This is a genomic window from Citrobacter sp. CK195, from assembly GCF_030333365.1.
Taxonomy (GTDB): domain Bacteria; phylum Pseudomonadota; class Gammaproteobacteria; order Enterobacterales; family Enterobacteriaceae; genus Citrobacter_B; species Citrobacter_B koseri.
The window spans coordinates 926,404-942,617 of record NZ_JAOWGB010000026.1 but is presented as its reverse complement, the minus strand read 5'-3'; the positions used below and the strand labels follow the sequence as shown (position 1 = coordinate 942,617).

At 51.8% G+C, this 16,214-nt stretch carries 15 protein-coding genes; 12 read left to right on the top strand and 3 right to left on the bottom strand.

What is annotated here, in order from left to right:
• Nucleotides 1–21 precede the first annotated feature (21 nt).
• The 11 genes from OGX93_RS21805 (at nt 22) to OGX93_RS21755 (ending at nt 11,720) form a co-directional block, all read left to right on the top strand.
• Nucleotides 22–771, top strand: a complete 750-nt coding sequence (locus tag OGX93_RS21805) for a PTS mannose/fructose/sorbose/N-acetylgalactosamine transporter subunit IIC (protein ID WP_012135807.1) — start codon at nt 22–24, stop codon at nt 769–771.
• Nucleotides 768–1,628, top strand: a complete 861-nt coding sequence (locus OGX93_RS21800) for a PTS system mannose/fructose/sorbose family transporter subunit IID (protein ID WP_012135806.1) — start codon at nt 768–770, stop codon at nt 1,626–1,628. Before OGX93_RS21805 ends, OGX93_RS21800 begins: the two co-directional genes overlap by 4 nt.
• A gap of 3 nt (nt 1,629–1,631) precedes the next feature.
• Nucleotides 1,632–2,741: a D-glucosaminate-6-phosphate ammonia lyase gene (dgaE, locus tag OGX93_RS21795; protein WP_286448757.1), complete on the top strand. Its 1,110-nt coding sequence runs from the start codon at nt 1,632–1,634 to the stop codon at nt 2,739–2,741.
• Nucleotides 2,728–3,471, top strand: coding sequence for a 2-dehydro-3-deoxy-phosphogluconate aldolase (gene dagF / locus OGX93_RS21790; protein WP_071259151.1), 744 nt, complete (start codon nt 2,728–2,730; stop codon nt 3,469–3,471). The genes dgaE and dagF overlap by 14 nt, the downstream gene beginning before the upstream one ends.
• 160 nt (nt 3,472–3,631) lie before the next feature.
• On the top strand, nt 3,632–4,450 hold the full coding sequence (gene nlpA, locus OGX93_RS21785; RefSeq protein ID WP_049008078.1) for a lipoprotein NlpA: 819 nt from the start codon (nt 3,632–3,634) through the stop codon (nt 4,448–4,450).
• Between the two features lie 901 nt (nt 4,451–5,351).
• Entirely contained in the window at nt 5,352–5,909 is a 558-nt protein-coding gene (locus OGX93_RS21780; protein WP_012135801.1) for a fimbrial protein, read from the top strand.
• Nucleotides 5,910–5,961: 52 nt separating this feature from the next.
• Nucleotides 5,962–6,708, top strand: coding sequence for a fimbrial biogenesis chaperone (locus OGX93_RS21775; RefSeq protein WP_286448755.1), 747 nt, complete (start codon nt 5,962–5,964; stop codon nt 6,706–6,708).
• Between the two features lie 94 nt (nt 6,709–6,802).
• A complete protein-coding gene (locus OGX93_RS21770) occupies nt 6,803–9,223 on the top strand; it encodes a fimbria/pilus outer membrane usher protein (RefSeq protein WP_223849112.1) in 2,421 nt (806 codons plus the stop codon).
• Between the two features lie 14 nt (nt 9,224–9,237).
• Nucleotides 9,238–10,323: a fimbrial protein gene (locus tag OGX93_RS21765; protein WP_049008083.1), complete on the top strand. Its 1,086-nt coding sequence runs from the start codon at nt 9,238–9,240 to the stop codon at nt 10,321–10,323.
• A 10-nt stretch (nt 10,324–10,333) separates the two neighbouring features.
• Complete coding sequence (locus OGX93_RS21760; RefSeq protein WP_286448752.1) at nt 10,334–11,065, top strand: fimbrial biogenesis chaperone; 732 nt, start codon at nt 10,334–10,336, stop codon at nt 11,063–11,065.
• 16 nt (nt 11,066–11,081) lie between these two features.
• A complete protein-coding gene (locus OGX93_RS21755) occupies nt 11,082–11,720 on the top strand; it encodes a helix-turn-helix domain-containing protein (protein ID WP_012135796.1) in 639 nt (212 codons plus the stop codon).
• Nucleotides 11,721–11,764: 44 nt separating this feature from the next.
• Here OGX93_RS21755 and OGX93_RS21750 read toward each other — a convergent pair whose 3' ends face one another.
• The 3 genes from OGX93_RS21750 to OGX93_RS21740 form a co-directional block, all read right to left on the bottom strand.
• Nucleotides 11,765–12,667 carry a carboxylate/amino acid/amine transporter gene (locus tag OGX93_RS21750; protein ID WP_024131066.1) on the bottom strand — a complete coding sequence of 301 codons (903 nt, stop codon included), beginning with the start codon at nt 12,665–12,667 and terminating at the stop codon, nt 11,765–11,767.
• Nucleotides 12,668–12,760: 93 nt separating this feature from the next.
• Nucleotides 12,761–13,849, bottom strand: a complete 1,089-nt coding sequence (locus OGX93_RS21745) for an AAA family ATPase (protein ID WP_012135794.1) — start codon at nt 13,847–13,849, stop codon at nt 12,761–12,763.
• A gap of 126 nt (nt 13,850–13,975) precedes the next feature.
• Nucleotides 13,976–14,983 (bottom strand): zinc-binding alcohol dehydrogenase family protein, encoded by a 1,008-nt coding sequence (locus OGX93_RS21740; protein ID WP_286448750.1) that lies wholly within the window; start codon nt 14,981–14,983, stop codon nt 13,976–13,978.
• A 111-nt stretch (nt 14,984–15,094) separates the two neighbouring features.
• Here OGX93_RS21740 and OGX93_RS21735 point away from each other — a divergent pair, with 111 nt between their 5' ends.
• Nucleotides 15,095–16,003: a LysR family transcriptional regulator gene (locus OGX93_RS21735; protein WP_286448748.1), complete on the top strand. Its 909-nt coding sequence runs from the start codon at nt 15,095–15,097 to the stop codon at nt 16,001–16,003.
• Nucleotides 16,004–16,214 lie beyond the last annotated feature (211 nt).

Below are 16,214 nucleotides of genomic sequence, written 5' to 3'. Positions count from 1 at the left end.
CTCTGATAATGGGATAACACTATGGATACTTTAGTCTTTGCAAGCCTGATGGGGTTGTATTACTGGTTTGCCCGATTACGCCTTGGCTATACCTTCTCCGCCATGCTGCTTCAGCCGGTGGTTGTCGCGGTCTTTGTGGGGCTGCTGCTCGGGAATATGCAGACGGCGATGATCATCGGGGCGGGTATGCAGCTCGTCTATCTGGGCGTGACCTCGACGCCGGGCGGCAACGTGCCGTCAGATCCGGCGCTGGCGGCCTGTATCTCGATCCCCATTGCGGTTAAAGCCGGAATGGATCCCAACCTGGCGATTGCGCTGGCGATTCCGTTTGGCGTGATCGGCGTATTCCTCGACCAGCTACGCCGTACGCTGAACGCCGCCTGGGTACATATGGCCGACAAACACGCGGAAACGGCAAACATGGCGGGCATTATGCGCTGCGCTTTCCTTTACCCGGCGTTACTCGGTCTGGCGCTGCGTTTCCCGGTGGTGTTCGCCGCCAACTATTTCGGCCAGAACGTAGTAGAAAGCTTCCTCAAGCTGATGCCGCACTGGCTGACCCACTCCTTTGAAATTATGGGCGGGATTCTCCCGGCGCTGGGCTTCGCCATCACCATTATGGTGATCGGCAAAAAGAGTCTGCTGCCGTGGTTTATCGGTGGATTCTTCGCGGTGCTGTACCTCAAGGTCGACATCATGGCGATGGCAATCTTCGGCACCTGTGTGGCCTTCCTGATTAAAGGTCTGGCGAAAAATGAAGGAGCAGCATGATGAGCAGCGACGTAATGCAACATGAACTGGTTGAGCGTGCGCGGGAAACCGGAGCGCTGACCAAAGCGGACATCACCAGGGCGTGGTTTATCTACTGGCTGGGCGCGGAGGTTTCTAACTCCTATGAACGTTTACAGAGCCTGATTTTCTGCGCCTCGATGACGCCGATCATCAAAAAACTCTACCCGCAAAAAGAGGAACAGGTGGAAGCGCTGAAGCGCCATCTGAACTTCTTTAACTCAGAACAGACCTTTGGCGCGGTGATCCAGGGCATCTCCATCGCTATGGAAGAGCAGAAAACGCGTGGCGAACCGATCAGCGACGCCTCCATCACCGGGATTAAAACCGGCCTGATGGGGCCGCTGGCCGGGATGGGCGATTCCATCGTCTGGGCGGCGGTGATGCCGCTGTTGATTGCGATTTTTATTCCGTTCGCCGCCAATGGCAGCGCATTCGGGGGTATTGCGCCGCTGATTCTCTATCCGGCCATTACGTTGGCGATCAGCTACGGCCTGATTCACAAAGGCTATACGCTGGGACGTGATTCCATCGTCGGGCTGTTGCAAGGGGGGCGAATCAAGGAACTGATCTACGGCGCTAACGTGCTGGGGCTGATCATGATGGGGGCGCTGTCGGCGAGCTACGTCAAGATCACCACCCCGCTGAAAATCAGCGCCCTGAAAGGTTCTGAAGTGGTGGTTCAGCAGATCCTCGATTCGATTGCGCCTGGCCTGCTGCCGCTGGCGGCAGTATTTGCCATCTATATCTTTCTGGTGAAGAAAGGGCCGCGTTATACCACCATTCTGCTGTCGATTGTGGCGCTTAGCGTGGTCTGCTCGCTGCTGGGAGTGTTGTAAGCCATGACACAGAATATCTATCAACAGCTGGGGCTAAAGCAGGTGATTAACGCCTGCGGCAAGATGACGATTCTTGGCGTCTCCAGCGTCGCGCCGGAGGTGATGCACGCCACGGCGCGTGCGGCCTCCGCTTTTGTCGAGATCGACAAGCTGGTGGAAAAAACCGGTGAGCGGGTCTCCCGCTATACCGGCGCGGAAGACAGTTATGTCACCTCATGCGCCTCGGCGGGAATTGCGATTGCCGTTGCCGCCGCCATTACCCGTGGCGACCCGTTCAGGGTGACACTAATGCCGGACAGTACCGGTATGGCCAATGAAGTGGTGATGCTGCGTGGGCATAATGTGGATTACGGCGCGCCGATCACCAGCGCAATCCGTCTGGGTGGCGGGCGCGTAGTGGAAGTAGGGTCGAGCAACCTGGCCGCGCGCTGGCAACTGGAGAGTGCGATTACCGATGACACCGCCGCCCTGCTGTATGTGAAATCACATCACTGCGTGCAGAAGGGGATGTTGGGCATTGAGGACTTCGTCCAGGTGGCGCAGATCCACAACCTGCCGTTAATTGTTGATGCCGCTGCCGAGGAGGATTTGCACGTCTGGGTGGCAAGCGGTGCGGATATGGTTGTCTACAGCGGCGCGAAAGCCTTCAATGCGCCAACCTCTGGATTTATCACCGGCAAGAGAACGTGGATCGCCGCCTGCAAAGCGCAGCATCACGGCATCGCCAGAGCGATGAAGATCGGTAAGGAGAATATGGTCGGGCTGGTGTATGCGCTGGAGAATTATCACCAGGGGCAGACGGTAGTCACCGCCGAACAGCTTCAGCCGGTAGCCGACGCCATTTCAGCGATTCGTGGGTTGAGTGCGGATATCGAGCAGGATGAGGCCGGGCGCGCGATCTGGCGTATTCGTATTCGGGTGAATGCCCGTGAACTGGGGCGGGATGCCCGCGAAGTCGAAGCTCAGCTGCGCGGCGGCGATATCGCCATTTATGCCCGTCGCTATAACCTCCACCAGGGCGTTTTCAGCCTCGACCCGCGAACGGTCGCAGAAGGGGAAATGGCGTTAATCGTGGCGCGACTGAAGGAGATTGCCGACCATGCAGCAGATTAATTTTTATCGTAATCGTGTGGCGATTAACGTACTGGCGAAAGATATCGCCAATGCCAGGGAAATCTATGATGCTGCCGAAGGCCATGCGGCGATCGGCGTCCTCTCCGCACAGTTTGCCTCAGTGGAGGACGGTGTTCAGGAGGTAAAACGCTGGATGGCGGAGGTGCCGTGCATCTCCGTGGGGCTGGGAGCGGGCGATCCGGCGCAATACTATAAGGCGGCGATGATTGCTGCAAAGGTACACCCGGCGCACGTCAACCAGACCTTTACCGGATGTGGTTTTGCCGCTGGCGCGCTGGCGGCAACGGGCGGCGAGAAAACGCATATCAACGCGCTGGTCAGCCCGACAGGCACGCCGGGCGAGGTGCTTATCTCCACTGGTGTTCGCAGCAGCCAGGGGACGCCGGCCCGCGTTTCCTGCGATGCAGCGGTACGCATGATGCAGGATATGGGGGCGCACGCGGCGAAGTTTTTTCCGATGGGCGGCGAGACGTCGTTACCGGAGCTGTATGTGCTGGCAACCAGCGCAGCCCGCAACGGGATGACGCTGATCGAACCGACCGGCGGCATTTCCCTGGAAAATTTCGGCGTTATTTTGCAAACCTGTCTGGAGGCGGGCGTGCCGCGCGTGATGCCGCATGTTTACAGCTCGATTATCGATCCGCAAACCGGAAACACCCGGCCTGACGATATCGTCAGGTTAATGGAGATCGTGAAAGCGCTGGTTTGATGGCGTAGTTTACGTAGGCCCGGCAAGCGTTCGCGCCACCGGGCTTTTTGTATATGCCTTTTTCTTCTTGCTGATGCCTTTTCGTTTTTTAAACCGCAGCGGCCTTCCCGCTATAGTCATTTCATTACCCATCAGATGGTTATTTAATAAGGATAAAAACGTGAAATTGACGATATCTCATTTACGGGCAGGGGCGGCGGTACTGTTGGCGGGCATATTGCTGGCGGGGTGCGATCAGCAAAGCAGCGACGCGAAACACATCAAAGTCGGCGTGATTAACGGCGCCGAGCAGGATGTGGCGGAAGTCGCGAAGAAAGTTGCCAAAGAGAAGTACGGTCTTGATGTGGAACTGGTAGGATTCAGCGGTTCATTGCTGCCTAACGATGCGACCAATCACGGCGAACTGGACGCCAACGTGTTCCAGCATCGACCGTTCCTCGAACAAGATAACAAAGCCCATAACTACACGCTGGTAGCGGTAGGCAACACCTTTGTTTTCCCGATGGCGGGCTACTCGAAAAAAATTAAAACGGTTGATCAACTGAAAGACGGGGCGACGATCGCCATTCCTAACGATCCGACCAACCTCGGGCGTGCGCTCCTGCTGCTGCAAAAAGAGAAGTTGATTACCCTGAAAGAGGGGAAAGGTCTGTTACCAACGGCGCTGGATATCACCGACAACCCACGTCATCTGAATATTATGGAGCTGGAAGGCGCGCAGCTGCCGCGCGTACTGGACGATGCGAAAGTGGATGTGGCGATCATTAGCACCACCTACATCCAGCAAACCGGACTTTCGCCGGTACATGACAGCGTCTTTATCGAAGATAAAAACTCGCCGTATGTGAACATACTGGTGGCGCGGGAAGACAACAAAGATGCTGAAAATGTGAAAGCGTTTTTGCAGTCTTATCAATCGCCGGAAGTTGCGAAAGCCGCAGAGACTATCTTTAACGGTGGCGCGGTGCCGGGGTGGTGATCGGTAACGCTTTAAGTTAAATGAACTTTATCGCCAGAGACTCTTTTCTGGCGATAACATGCAGCATGGTATTTCCCGCTTAACGACAATAGCGAAATTTCTCTTCTTTTTTCCCCGTTCGGAGTTTTCAACAAACTTTCCCCTTCCATTCTTTTTTGTGCTCAAAAAAGCCGATTCTAATAGTGGATTGTCCTTTTTTGTAAGGTTGTGGTAAGCAATCTTTAGATTTTTATACTGAGAAATAGTAGGTGATTAAAAGAAAAGATCGTTCCGGTAAAATTCCTGGAAATGGTATGTATTGTAACCTTAGCTTAACAATAGTTACGTTTAGAATCTAAATAGGATTATTCTTGTAAAAAATTAAAAAAATGATTTGTTTGTAATAACTCATTAATTATTAATAAATTATATAAAATACTTTAGTCGTATTGTCAGGATTATTCTCGTAATTCTAAAAGTGGTGTTTTCTGGCTAATAATGCAGCAATAAATGTAATCGTTTTGTTTTTGTTTGTTTGATATTTGGTTTTTATTGTGTTTTTTATATGTTTAAATTTCGACTGTTTTGGGTTGTGCAGTGATCTGGATCAATTTATTTGATTTATAAAATTTTATCTTTTTTTAACTGATACTGTCTTATAAAAACCTGGTTATCGATATATTTTGCATGGTGAATAGCGCAGATATTATGCGGTACTTTATTTTCCTGTAAGCATTTGGATTTGATTTCTTTTGGTTGAAAAATCCTAATATTGCGGATGAAAGTTTTGCGTATATTATGTCAATGGAACCGGAAGGTGTTATTCAGTACTCATTTTTGATAATGGGGTGAGGTTTGTTTTGCCTTAATAACACATTCAATACGTCGTTCATTTATATCAACAACACCAGGGGAATTTATTATGCGTAAATATAATTATGCGTTATCCGCGTTAGCAATGGTTATCACTTCCGCATTTACTGCTTCAGCATTTGCGGTGGATGGAACTATTACAATTAACGGACAAATTACTGATACAACTTGTACTATTTCTGTCGACGGTGGCAGTAATGATGCAACGGTAACGCTGCCAACCGTTTCGTCTACTACGCTCGGCGCAGCAGGCGCAACGGCAGGTGCTACGCCGTTCACTATCTCGCTGAGTAACTGCTCAGGAACATCTTTAAATACCGCCAGCACCTACTTCGAACCTGGCGCTTATGTTGATAGCACAACCGGTCGTCTGAACATTGATTCAGCAGCGGCAGATGCAGCGACTAACGTGCAGGTTCAATTATTAAACGCCGATCGTGACGCCATTGTTGCAGGGGCTTCAGTAGCGAATGGCCAGAATGATATCCCTGTCGATATCTCTTCTGGAAACGGTACGCTGAATTACTTTGCGCAATATTATGCTACTGGCGCATCTACTGCGGGTTCTGTAACGACTCAGGTCGATTACACCATGGTTTACGAGTAATAAAGACAGGAGTAAAGGCGGCGTCCTTTACTCCTGATTATGAGGTGATGAGATGTTAAAGATATTATCTTCCGGGCTGGTATTGTTATTTTCGGCGTTCTCACTGAATGCTATGGCTGACGTTGTGATTAACGGAACACGCATTGTATTTAATGCAAAAGACAAGGAATCAACGGTACAGTTAAAAAACCGGGGGAATAATCCTTATCTTTTACAAATATGGATGGATGATGGTAACCCAAATGCAAAGCCTGGGGAGATCACGGTTCCGTTCCTCATTGCTCCTCCCGTTGTTCGTATTGATCCGGCGAAAGGGCAAGCTGTGCGAATCATGGCGACGAACCCGTCATTGCCGCAGGACAGGGAGTCCTTGTTTTGGTTCAACATGCTGGAAATTCCGCCAAAAGCACAGGATTCAACGTCGGGCAAAACGCATATGCAGTTGGCATTTCGTACCCGAATAAAATTATTCTACCGCCCGGGTAATCTGCAACCAACACCATTACAGTCTTATAAAGAATTAAAAATATTCCAACAAGGGAACAACATAAAAGTAGTAAACGACTCTCCCTATTACATCACTTTCAGCAAGGTTGAGATTCGTCGAACAACAGGGTCAGCTGTATTAGCTGCTGTAGAAAACTTCCCCCAGCGTATGGTGAAGCCAAAAAGCGAAATAATATTCCCGCTCGCTAATAAAAAATCGACGCAATTGAGCGGTGCTTCAGTTTTTTACAGTGTAATAAATGATTATGGTGGAGAAACAACAAATGAGCAAAAATTACAAAGTAGCCCATAACGTTATTTCTTGTCCTCTGAGATTAACCCGCATTGCTCAATTCGTTGTTTTATCTTTTATTTCTGTTCAGGTTGCCTTCGCTGAAAATGATGAAGTGCAATTTAATAGCGATTTTTTACGCTCAGCGATTGATGTTAGCAACTATTCTCAGGGAAACCCGGTTCCGCAGGGACAATATAATGTCGATCTGTATGTGAACGACAAATGGCGAGGACGTGGTGAAGTTAAGTTCGAAAATGATAAAAGCAATGCCGTAGTAGCCAAGCCGTGTTTTACGCTGAAGCTGATATCAACGCTGGGAATCGATATTGATAAAATTGATCCAATGCTGCGCCAGTCGTTAAAGAATAATGAAAGTTGTGTGCGTATTGGTGATATATCTTCTGATTTAACAGCTTATTACGATGTGACGACACAGCGCATCAATGTGCAGGCGCCTCAGATATGGCTGCTTCGCCAGGTTCGCGGCTATGTTAATCCTGAATTATGGGATAACGGTATTCCTGCTGCGACGTTGCAATATGATTACAACGCATGGCATGCAGAGATGTCTGGAACGGACTCTATGTCATCTCAGTATCTGAGCCTGATGGGAGGGCTCAATTGGGATGCCTGGCGCTTACGCTATCGCGGTGTTTTCAACTGGAACAACGATCAGGGTTGGCATTATGACTCAACCAGCACTTATCTTGAGCGCGGCATTATTCCGCTGCGCAGCAAACTAGTGATGGGTGATTCCACCACGGATGGCCAGGTCTTCGACAGCGTTGGTTTTCGGGGCGTAATGCTGACTTCTGACGATCGTATGTATGAGGATTCCCAGCGAGGCTATGCGCCAGTTATTACCGGTGTTGCAAACACCAACGCACTCGTCAGCGTGAGTCAGCGCGGCGCGCGTATCTATCAAACGACGGTTCCGCCTGGCGCGTTCCGTATTGATGACCTGTACCCCAATGGTACCGGCGGCGATCTGCTGGTAACGATTAAAGAGGCAGATGGGAGTGAGCACAGTTTTACCGTGACCTATGCTTCCATCGCTGAACTGCTCCGCCCGGGAACCAGTCGCTATTCGCTGATGGCGGGGCGCTATCGGAATACCTCCGTGAATGAGAAACCACAGATTGCGATGGGGACATTCCGTCATGGTTTTACTAACTTACTGACCACTTACACCGGTGCGATGGGCGGGGAGGATTATCAATCGGTCGCAGGTGGCGTCGCGCTCAATACGCTCATTGGCGCGCTTTCTGCTGACATAACACATGCGCGAACGACGCTTGCGGATAACAGTAAGCGTGAAGGCCAGAGCATCCGCTTTTCATTTGCCAGGATTCTGCCCGTCGTTGATACCAATATCACCCTGGCGAGCTATCGCTATTCCAGCTCCGGTTATTACGATATTGACGATGCGATGTTGATGCGTGATTTAGAGCGGACAAATAAAGGGGCTTATTCCAGCAGCATTAACCGCAAGAATCGTCTGCAACTCAGCGCAACGCAAACTATTTCCGAGACGCTTGGGAGCATTAATCTCAGTGCCAGCACTCAGGATTACTGGAACAAAAGCGGGCGTGATACCGAGTATCAGTTGGGTTACACCAATGCGTTCAAGTGGTTCAATTTTAACCTCAACGCCAGCCGTACCCGCGATTTAGTGAAAGACAAATGGGATAACAAAATCGCGATAGGGATTTCCCTGCCGTTAGGGAACAGCGCGCGCTCGGCTTATCTCAGTACCACCTATGTTCAGGAAAGCGGACATCGGGGGCTGCAAAACTCAATCGCCGGCACCTCCGGGGAGAACCGTCAGTATAACTGGGGCGCGTTCGTCAATCAGGATGACTACGACCATAGCAGCAATAAAACCACGGGCGGCGTCAGTGGTAACTGGACTTCGCCGTGGACCAGCATGGGCGGCAGTTTCTCAGCAGGCCAGGGCTACCAGCAATACGGCATGAACCTCTCTGGCGGTGTTGTCGCCTGGCAAAATGGCGTTGTGCTGACGCCGATCATGGGGGACACCATGGCGGTCATTGAAGCGGAACATGCGGGAGGCGCAAAGGTGGCAAACAACAGCAGCCTTAGCCTTAACCGCAATGGCAATGCCGCAGTGCCTTACCTCTCACCCTATCGCCAGAACACGATTGAGCTCGACCCTCGGGGGCTATCGAATGACATCTCCCTGGACGTCACCAGCCAGAACAGCGTCCCTACCGCAGGTGCCGTGGTGTTGATGAAATACGCCACGGATACAGGGTATTCCGTGCTTTTCACTCTCCGCCATGCCGGTGATGTGCTGCCTTTTGGCGCCGACGTGGTCGATGAGAGCGGCAATACTGTCGGTTACATCGCCCAGGGTGGGCAAAGTTTTGCGCGCGTTAAGAATCTGGCGGGCAAATTGCGCGTGAAATGGGGAAGTGGATCGGGTCAGGAGTGCCAGTTCAGTTACCGCTTATCAGAGCAGAAAAGCGCAGATGTCGCCGACTTACGTCGGGCTGATGCGGTATGCCAGTAATTAAGGAGTGAAAGATGAAAACTATCGTAACGGGCATTGCCCTCTCTTTTCTGGCACTGGCGGCGATGTGCGGCGTGGCGCGAGCGGACGGGACGTGGGTGAACTGTGAGCGTACCAATGGCTACTACCAGTACTTTGACTCTACGACCGTACAGGTGGGTAAAGATGCTGCCGTCGGTGATTTATTAGGTACCTGGGCGACCTCTTACAACCCGACGGCATGGACTTGCTCTCATCGTACTAATTATCAAAGCTACGCCATCCCGATGGCGGTACAGGGGTATCCCCCCTACACCGTTTGGGGAACTACCCAGGTCGATGGGCAAACGTATACTGTCTATAACACGACGGTAAAAACCGGGTTGGGGTATATCGCTCGCTGGCGCTATACGGTAAAAGGGCAAACCAGCGACTGGTATCCTCTTACCATTGCGACCGGAGGGCAGCAGACGCCTTCGCAGTTATTTACGGTGACAGGCGATGGAAGTTCATGGAATCTCGGCGTGGATGTCCAAATCCGTTTTGTAAAAACCTCGACATCGTTAACCGCAGGCAGCACTTCCGTCTTTGACCCGATGTATATGCGACACTACCAGACATACGGGGGCAGTACGTCTGTTGGCAGCGGCACCTATATGATCGCTGATTTTCTGGCGGGAGGGCTGATCATATCCACCACCGGGGGAACCTGTACGACGTCGGATGTCACGGTTAATTTACCGGCTGTTAGCCGAACTGATTTTAGTGGTATAGGTTATACCGCTGCGCGTACTGATTTTAATCTGAACTTTACAAAATGCCCGGCAGGGTTATCGAGCATCAGCTATTTGTTTACGCCGACCACGGCCATTATTGATAACGCCAACGGTGTTTTTGCGCTGGCGAGCACCTCAACGGCGAGCGGCGTGGGTATCCAGTTGTTGGACGATCAGAATATCCCTCTGTCGTTTAATACGGCATATCTCCTGACGGATTATGATCCGGCTCAGGACAATGCGAATTATACCGTGCCACTGCGTGCCGGTTTATATCAGACTGCGGCAAATGTCTCTTCTGGCGATGTCAGAGGTGCAGTGACATTCACCCTTGTCTATAAATAGAGGAGGGGGCATGGCGAAACGGCTAAAATATGTTCTGAACCACTTCCTGATTTTACTTTTATTGCCGTCATCGGCTATGTCGGCAACGTATATTAATTACACGCGAGTGATAATTAATGAAAAGGCGCGCGAAACATCATTTACTATTTACAATGAAGGGCTGAAACCCGTTTTATTACAGTTGTGGACTGAAAAAGACAATATTTTTGATCGTCTCGAAGAGATTAAAACACCGTTTATCATTTTACCTCCGATTTTTCGGCTTGAAGGAAAAACATCCCGGGCGGTGCGGGTACAGTTTACTGGCGACCAGCATACATTACCTGCTGACAGAGAGTCTTTATTCTGGCTGAACACGCTGGAAGTCCCTCCTGTGGCTGATAGTAAAGCGGAGAAGGGCGCGCTACAGGTCGCTTTTCGTACTCGGGTGAAGTTATTCTGGCGGCCCACTGCACTGGCAGCAATCACCCTTGAGGAAAGTATAAAAGAATTACACATCTCTTTATCTGATTGTGGAGGAAAACGCTGCCTGTTAGTAAAGAATAACTCACCTTTGTACGTAACATTAATGGATCTTACGTTGAATGACGGTACAGAAATAAAGCAATTACCTGATGATGGTCTTTGGGCACCATTGTCAACTAAAACGGTTGTTTTACCCAAAAACACAAAAGGGGAGGGCACAGTCAAAACACTCTCATGGATTGATGATTATGGCGTGGTCAATACCTATAACTACTAATGCGAAGGATAACGTTATGCTTAATTTTAACCCTTCATCCTTACGTTTTAAATTTATTTACCTGACAAAAAATATTTATGATGGTATTGCCATTCATACACTTTTTGAAGATGCCCTGCATGAATCAGGATTGAAAATGGGGCTTAATGAAGATATACCCTTTCACCTGATCGATAAGTACAGTAATTTTATTCCGTTTTCATTGCGGTTTGATGCGACGTATAAACAACGCAGTCGCACGCTCGAACACGATATTACCCTCTCGGCAAAAGGGGAAGAGATAAAGCGAATGCGTTTTAATCATATACTCTTTTTTGTCGATATGTATAACCCTGACCATACCTCTTTTCTTTCGGTCGCCGGACTGCATGGCCTTACGGCGGTCAGGGAGCGCATGGATGCTTTCATGGTGCATTGTAATGCGGTGATTAATGGCAATAGAAAATGCCGTTCAAGTAGTTTCTTGTTCACGCTGCGTGAGCAGCAAATTGTGTTTCATCTCTTACAAGGCATGTCGGTTAAAGAAATCGCACTGGAATTAAATGTGAGCGATAAACTGGTTTATCGGGAGCGCTGGGCGCTGACGCGTAAGCTTATCGACCAGAAAAATTGCAGATTATACAAAAGGCTAATAAACATTAACGCGACATTATAAGCGATAAAAGAGTGGACCAGATTATTGGAGTCCACTCTTTTGCCTTATGCCGCCCGGGCGCGACGGCGGGAATCCATTGAAATCAGCACCACCGACGAGAGGATCAGCAATGTACCAAGCCAGTCCGGCAGGGTGAAGCTGATGCCCAGCAACAGTAGCGATAACAACGCGCTGCTTAGCGGTTCCGCGCAGCTCAGAATGCTCGCTTTCGGCCCGCCAATCATTTGCGCCCCTTTCAGATACAGGCTGAAAGTCAGCGATGTGCCGATGACCACCAGATAGAAAAACGCCAGAATCAGGCTGCCGCTGACCACAAAATCCGTTCCCTGTCCGGCATAGAAGGGCAGCAATATCACGCCGCCGATCAACATGCTCCAGCCAACGACAGGAAGCGTGCCGTAACGCGCGATCAGCGTAGAGGGCCAGGTCGTATAAAACGCTGCGGCAAACGCGGAGGCAATCCCCCAGAATAGCGCGGCAGGCGAGATAGACAGCGATGTCGGATTACCGTGTGTTACCAGCAAAAAGGTGCCAATAAGAGAGGTGAGAATGGCCGTCAGCACCAGAATGCCGGGGCGCGCTTTCCGTACCAGCGAGAACCACGCCACGATAATCGTCGGCGATAAAAATTGCAGCACCGTTGCGGTGGCGGCATTGGATTTCTCAATGGTGAGCAGGAAGGTGAGCTGTACGGTAAGCGCTCCCATGATGGAAAAGAACAGCAGGCTTAGGGCGTCCTGGCGGTTTTTGAAAATGGAAAATACTTTGTCGCCGTGAACAAACGAGAGCATCAGCAGAATCAACCCGGCGAATATCAGACGCGTCATGGTCAGAAACTGCGACGACATCTGGCTTTGTTCCATAATGTACTGCGCGCAAACCCCTGAACTTCCCCATAATACGGCGGCAATCAGGACGTTCAGCATCCCTCTTCTGGTGGACCCCATTTTTTCCTCAACATAGTGTTTTGTCTTTTTTATGTGCAGGCATCATAGCAGAGATGGCGGCACAAACGAGACGGGCGTTAGCATAGCCCACTTTTACGACAGTCGGGTAAGCTGTGTTTCACCGTCCTCCATCGCCAGTTGATACAGCGAAAACGCGGCATGTTTCTCGATCAGATTGGCCAGTTCAGGCGAATGACTGGTGAGCCAGATTTGCGAATGGCGGCTGGCTTCGGCGATCAGTTGGGCGAGGGCGGGCAACATCTGCGGATGCAGGCTGTTTTCCGGTTCGTTGAGCGCGATAAAAGCTGGCGGTCGCGGGCTTAACAGCGCTACGGCCAGGCACAGGAAACGTAGCGTGCCATCCGAGAACTCCGCAGGTTCCAGCGGACGGGTCAACCCCTCACGTTTCATCATCAGGCGAAAGCGGCCGCCGCTGTTATCGCTGTAGAACACGCAACCGGGAAATGCCCGATCGAGAATCCGCATCAGCAGTAGTTCATCGCCAATCTCGACGATTGTCTGGAACGCTGCCGCCAGGTTTGCTCCGTCGCTGGCCAGAACCGGTGAGCGGAATCCCACCTGCGGAACACGAATCGCAGAACCAGACGAGACTGAAAACTCATGATAAAAGCGCCAGTTGCGCAGCATTTCTCGCATCTGCGACACCTCCGGGTAGAGGTGTGGCTCTCCCAACTGGCCGAATACCGACTCGTTCTCATACAGCGTGCCGCTGTGGGTGACTTTCTCGTGATGGATATTATTGAGGAATACGACCTGGTTTTTACGTTTCATCAACTGTGAGGAGGGGCGGCGAGCGTGTCCGCTCAACCAGACAGACTCCTCTTTGATGACCGGGTCGAGATCGAACTGCGACGGGTAGGGGAGCTTCTCGACAAACCCTACCTGTAACTCGTATTCATAGGTTTCTGTTTCTACCGCCAGAGTCATGCGCCGCAACTGGTCGCTGCGCGTTTTCCCGGCCCAGAATACCTTCAGAATGCCGCCTTCGTTCGCCAGCGCCTGTGAGAACTGCCCCTGTGCCGCACTGTGCATCAGGTGAATCGCCTTATAGATATTCGACTTTCCGGTGCCGTTAGGGCCGAAGACGATATTGAGCTGTTCCAGTTCCAGAGACTGATGGCGAATCGAGCGGTAGTTTTCGATGTGCAGCGTTTTGATCATGGGCGTTAGCGGTAGAGGGGCGATGCGCCAAGCATAGCGATTTCGTCCCGGAAGAGACAACCCGTTCATATAGTTTTACGCGGCGCATAAAAAAGCAGGGGCGACTTTCTCGCCCCTGGGGGCTTATCAGAAGCCTTCCAGCACAATCTTGCCGACGGAGCGGCCCGTTTCAAGCTGTGCGTGCGCTTTCTGAATATTCGCCGCGTTGATGGCTCCGTAATGCTCGCCCAGCGTGGTGTGAATCACCTTAGCATCAATGAGCTGCGCCACGCGGGTCAGTAGCTGATGCTGGGCGATCATGTCGTCGGTTTCAAACATTGAGCGGGTAAACATAAACTCCCAGTGCAGCGAAATACTCTTTGTTTTCAGCGGTCGTGCGTCGAGCGTTACCGGATCGTCTATCAGCGCCAGCTTACCCTGCGGCGCCAGGGCTTCGATGAGCTGCGGGTAATGCTTATCAGTGTGGGTCAGGCTGGCGACGTGCGTCACCGTGTTGATGCCGATTCGCGCCAGCTCTTCCGTCAGCGGTTTGCTATGGTCGATGACATGATGCGCACCGGCTTCGCGTACCCATTTCTGGCTTTCCGGGCGCGACGCGGTGCCGATCACCGTCAGTCGGGTGAGTTTGCGGGCCAGCTGCGTCAGGATGGAGCCCACGCCGCCTGCGGCGCCGACAATCAGCAACGTATCCCCTTCGTTGCCGCCTTCTTCAACGCCGAGGCGGTCAAACAACATTTCCCATGCGGTGATCGAGGTCAGCGGCAGCGCTGCGGCGGCGGCATTATCCAGCATTTTGGGTTTCAACGCGACGATGCGTTCATCAACAAGCTGGAACTCGCTGTTGCTTCCCGGACGGCCCAACGCGCCGGCATACCAGACTTCATCCCCCGGTGCGAACAATGTCACCGCCTCGCCGACTGATTTCACTACGCCTGTGGCATCCCAGCCCAGCACGCGCGGGGTCTCTGCGTTAAAACCCGCGCGTACTTTGGTATCGACCGGGTTAACGGAGATGGCTTTCACCTCAACCAGCAGGTCATGTCCGGCGGCGACCGGAACTGGGAGGTCAATGTCCTGTAAAAACTCAATATTGCTGCCTTCTGGCGCGATGCGGGTAATTGCGATGGCTTTCATAACGTCTCCGGTGTGGGAACAGGTTTATCGTTTGTATAATTCGATGGTAAACCGCCAGCAGAACGGGAAAAATAGCCTCACGACGACAGGACTTATATTCGGGGAGTGAAAATGTTCCGGCTTGAAGATCTCACGTTGTTTGTTCGCGCGGCGGCGCTAAACAGTTTTAGCGATGCCGCGCGGGAAGCCGGGGTACAGCCTGCCCAGGTCAGTTCCGCCATCAAACGGCTGGAGTCTACGTTAAATATTCGCCTGTTCGCACGCTCGACCCGCAGCTTACGGCTGACGCCGGAAGGCGAGGTCTGGTTGCCCTACGCCAGACAGATGCTTGAGGTGATGCACGCCGGGCTGCAAAAAATTCAGACGCCGGAAGATGAGATCTCCGGTACGCTGCAAATCGCCGTGCCCTCCGATCTTGGGCGCAATTTACTGCTCCCGGTATTCCAGTCGTTTCGCCGTCGCCACCCTGCGTTGCGCCTGCAGGTGTTTTTCTCCGATCAGGTCGCCGATGTATTTAAAGATCCGGTTGATGTCGCGTTCCGTTACGGCAATACGGAAGATGCTTCTTACATCGCGTTGCCCGTCTCCCCCGATAACCGGCGTGTGCTGGTGGCTTCGCCGGACTGGGTCGCGCAACACGGCGATCCGCGTCATCCCGATGATTTAGCGCATCTGAATGCGTTAACGTTCGTGTTGCGCGGACGCCTGCATGACCGCTGGTCGTTCATCCGCAACGGTGACGTCAGCAGCGTACAGGTCAACGGCACCATGATGAGCGACGATGCTGAAGTTATCCGGCGGCTGGCTATCGCCGGAGAGGGGATGGCGTATAAATCCTGGCTTGATGTCTCTGAAGATGTGCGTGACGGGCGATTGCAGCGCCTGATGCCAGATTATCAGGGAGAGAAAGTCCCGCTGAACATGATCTGCCCGCACCGCAAACAGCTTTCGACGGCAGTCCGCCTGCTGCATGAAGCGGTAAAAGCGCGCTGCGAAAGACTGGAACTCCCCCCGATGTGAAGGCGATATGCGTTGCCGTTTGTATTTTGTAGGCCGGATAAGCGTAAGCGCCATCCGGCGCACAATATGACGAGGGGAATCAGCGCGCTCTTAATCCTTTTTAACTGCGGTTGTGCTTCTTTTAGCTTACCGAGCAATCTTTCCTCCCGTTCGCTCCAGGCCGTCAGGACGATACAGCCATGATCGATTTCTTGATAGTGGGTGAGGGCGT

What these genes read in the sequence shown, in the direction of transcription:
- OGX93_RS21750 (WP_024131066.1), bottom strand. Translation starts at nt 12,667, where the DNA reads ATGGGGTCCACCAGAAGAGGGATGCTGAACGTCCTGATTGCCGCCGTA.
- dgaE (WP_286448757.1), top strand. Translation starts at nt 1,632, where the DNA reads ATGACACAGAATATCTATCAACAGCTGGGGCTAAAGCAGGTGATTAAC.
- OGX93_RS21760 (WP_286448752.1), top strand. Translation starts at nt 10,334, where the DNA reads ATGGCGAAACGGCTAAAATATGTTCTGAACCACTTCCTGATTTTACTT.
- dagF (WP_071259151.1), top strand. Translation starts at nt 2,728, where the DNA reads ATGCAGCAGATTAATTTTTATCGTAATCGTGTGGCGATTAACGTACTG.
- OGX93_RS21740 (WP_286448750.1), bottom strand. Translation starts at nt 14,983, where the DNA reads ATGAAAGCCATCGCAATTACCCGCATCGCGCCAGAAGGCAGCAATATT.
- OGX93_RS21780 (WP_012135801.1), top strand. Translation starts at nt 5,352, where the DNA reads ATGCGTAAATATAATTATGCGTTATCCGCGTTAGCAATGGTTATCACT.
- OGX93_RS21755 (WP_012135796.1), top strand. Translation starts at nt 11,082, where the DNA reads ATGCTTAATTTTAACCCTTCATCCTTACGTTTTAAATTTATTTACCTG.
- OGX93_RS21735 (WP_286448748.1), top strand. Translation starts at nt 15,095, where the DNA reads ATGTTCCGGCTTGAAGATCTCACGTTGTTTGTTCGCGCGGCGGCGCTA.
- OGX93_RS21775 (WP_286448755.1), top strand. Translation starts at nt 5,962, where the DNA reads ATGTTAAAGATATTATCTTCCGGGCTGGTATTGTTATTTTCGGCGTTC.
- OGX93_RS21800 (WP_012135806.1), top strand. Translation starts at nt 768, where the DNA reads ATGATGAGCAGCGACGTAATGCAACATGAACTGGTTGAGCGTGCGCGG.
- OGX93_RS21805 (WP_012135807.1), top strand. Translation starts at nt 22, where the DNA reads ATGGATACTTTAGTCTTTGCAAGCCTGATGGGGTTGTATTACTGGTTT.
- OGX93_RS21765 (WP_049008083.1), top strand. Translation starts at nt 9,238, where the DNA reads ATGAAAACTATCGTAACGGGCATTGCCCTCTCTTTTCTGGCACTGGCG.
- OGX93_RS21745 (WP_012135794.1), bottom strand. Translation starts at nt 13,849, where the DNA reads ATGATCAAAACGCTGCACATCGAAAACTACCGCTCGATTCGCCATCAG.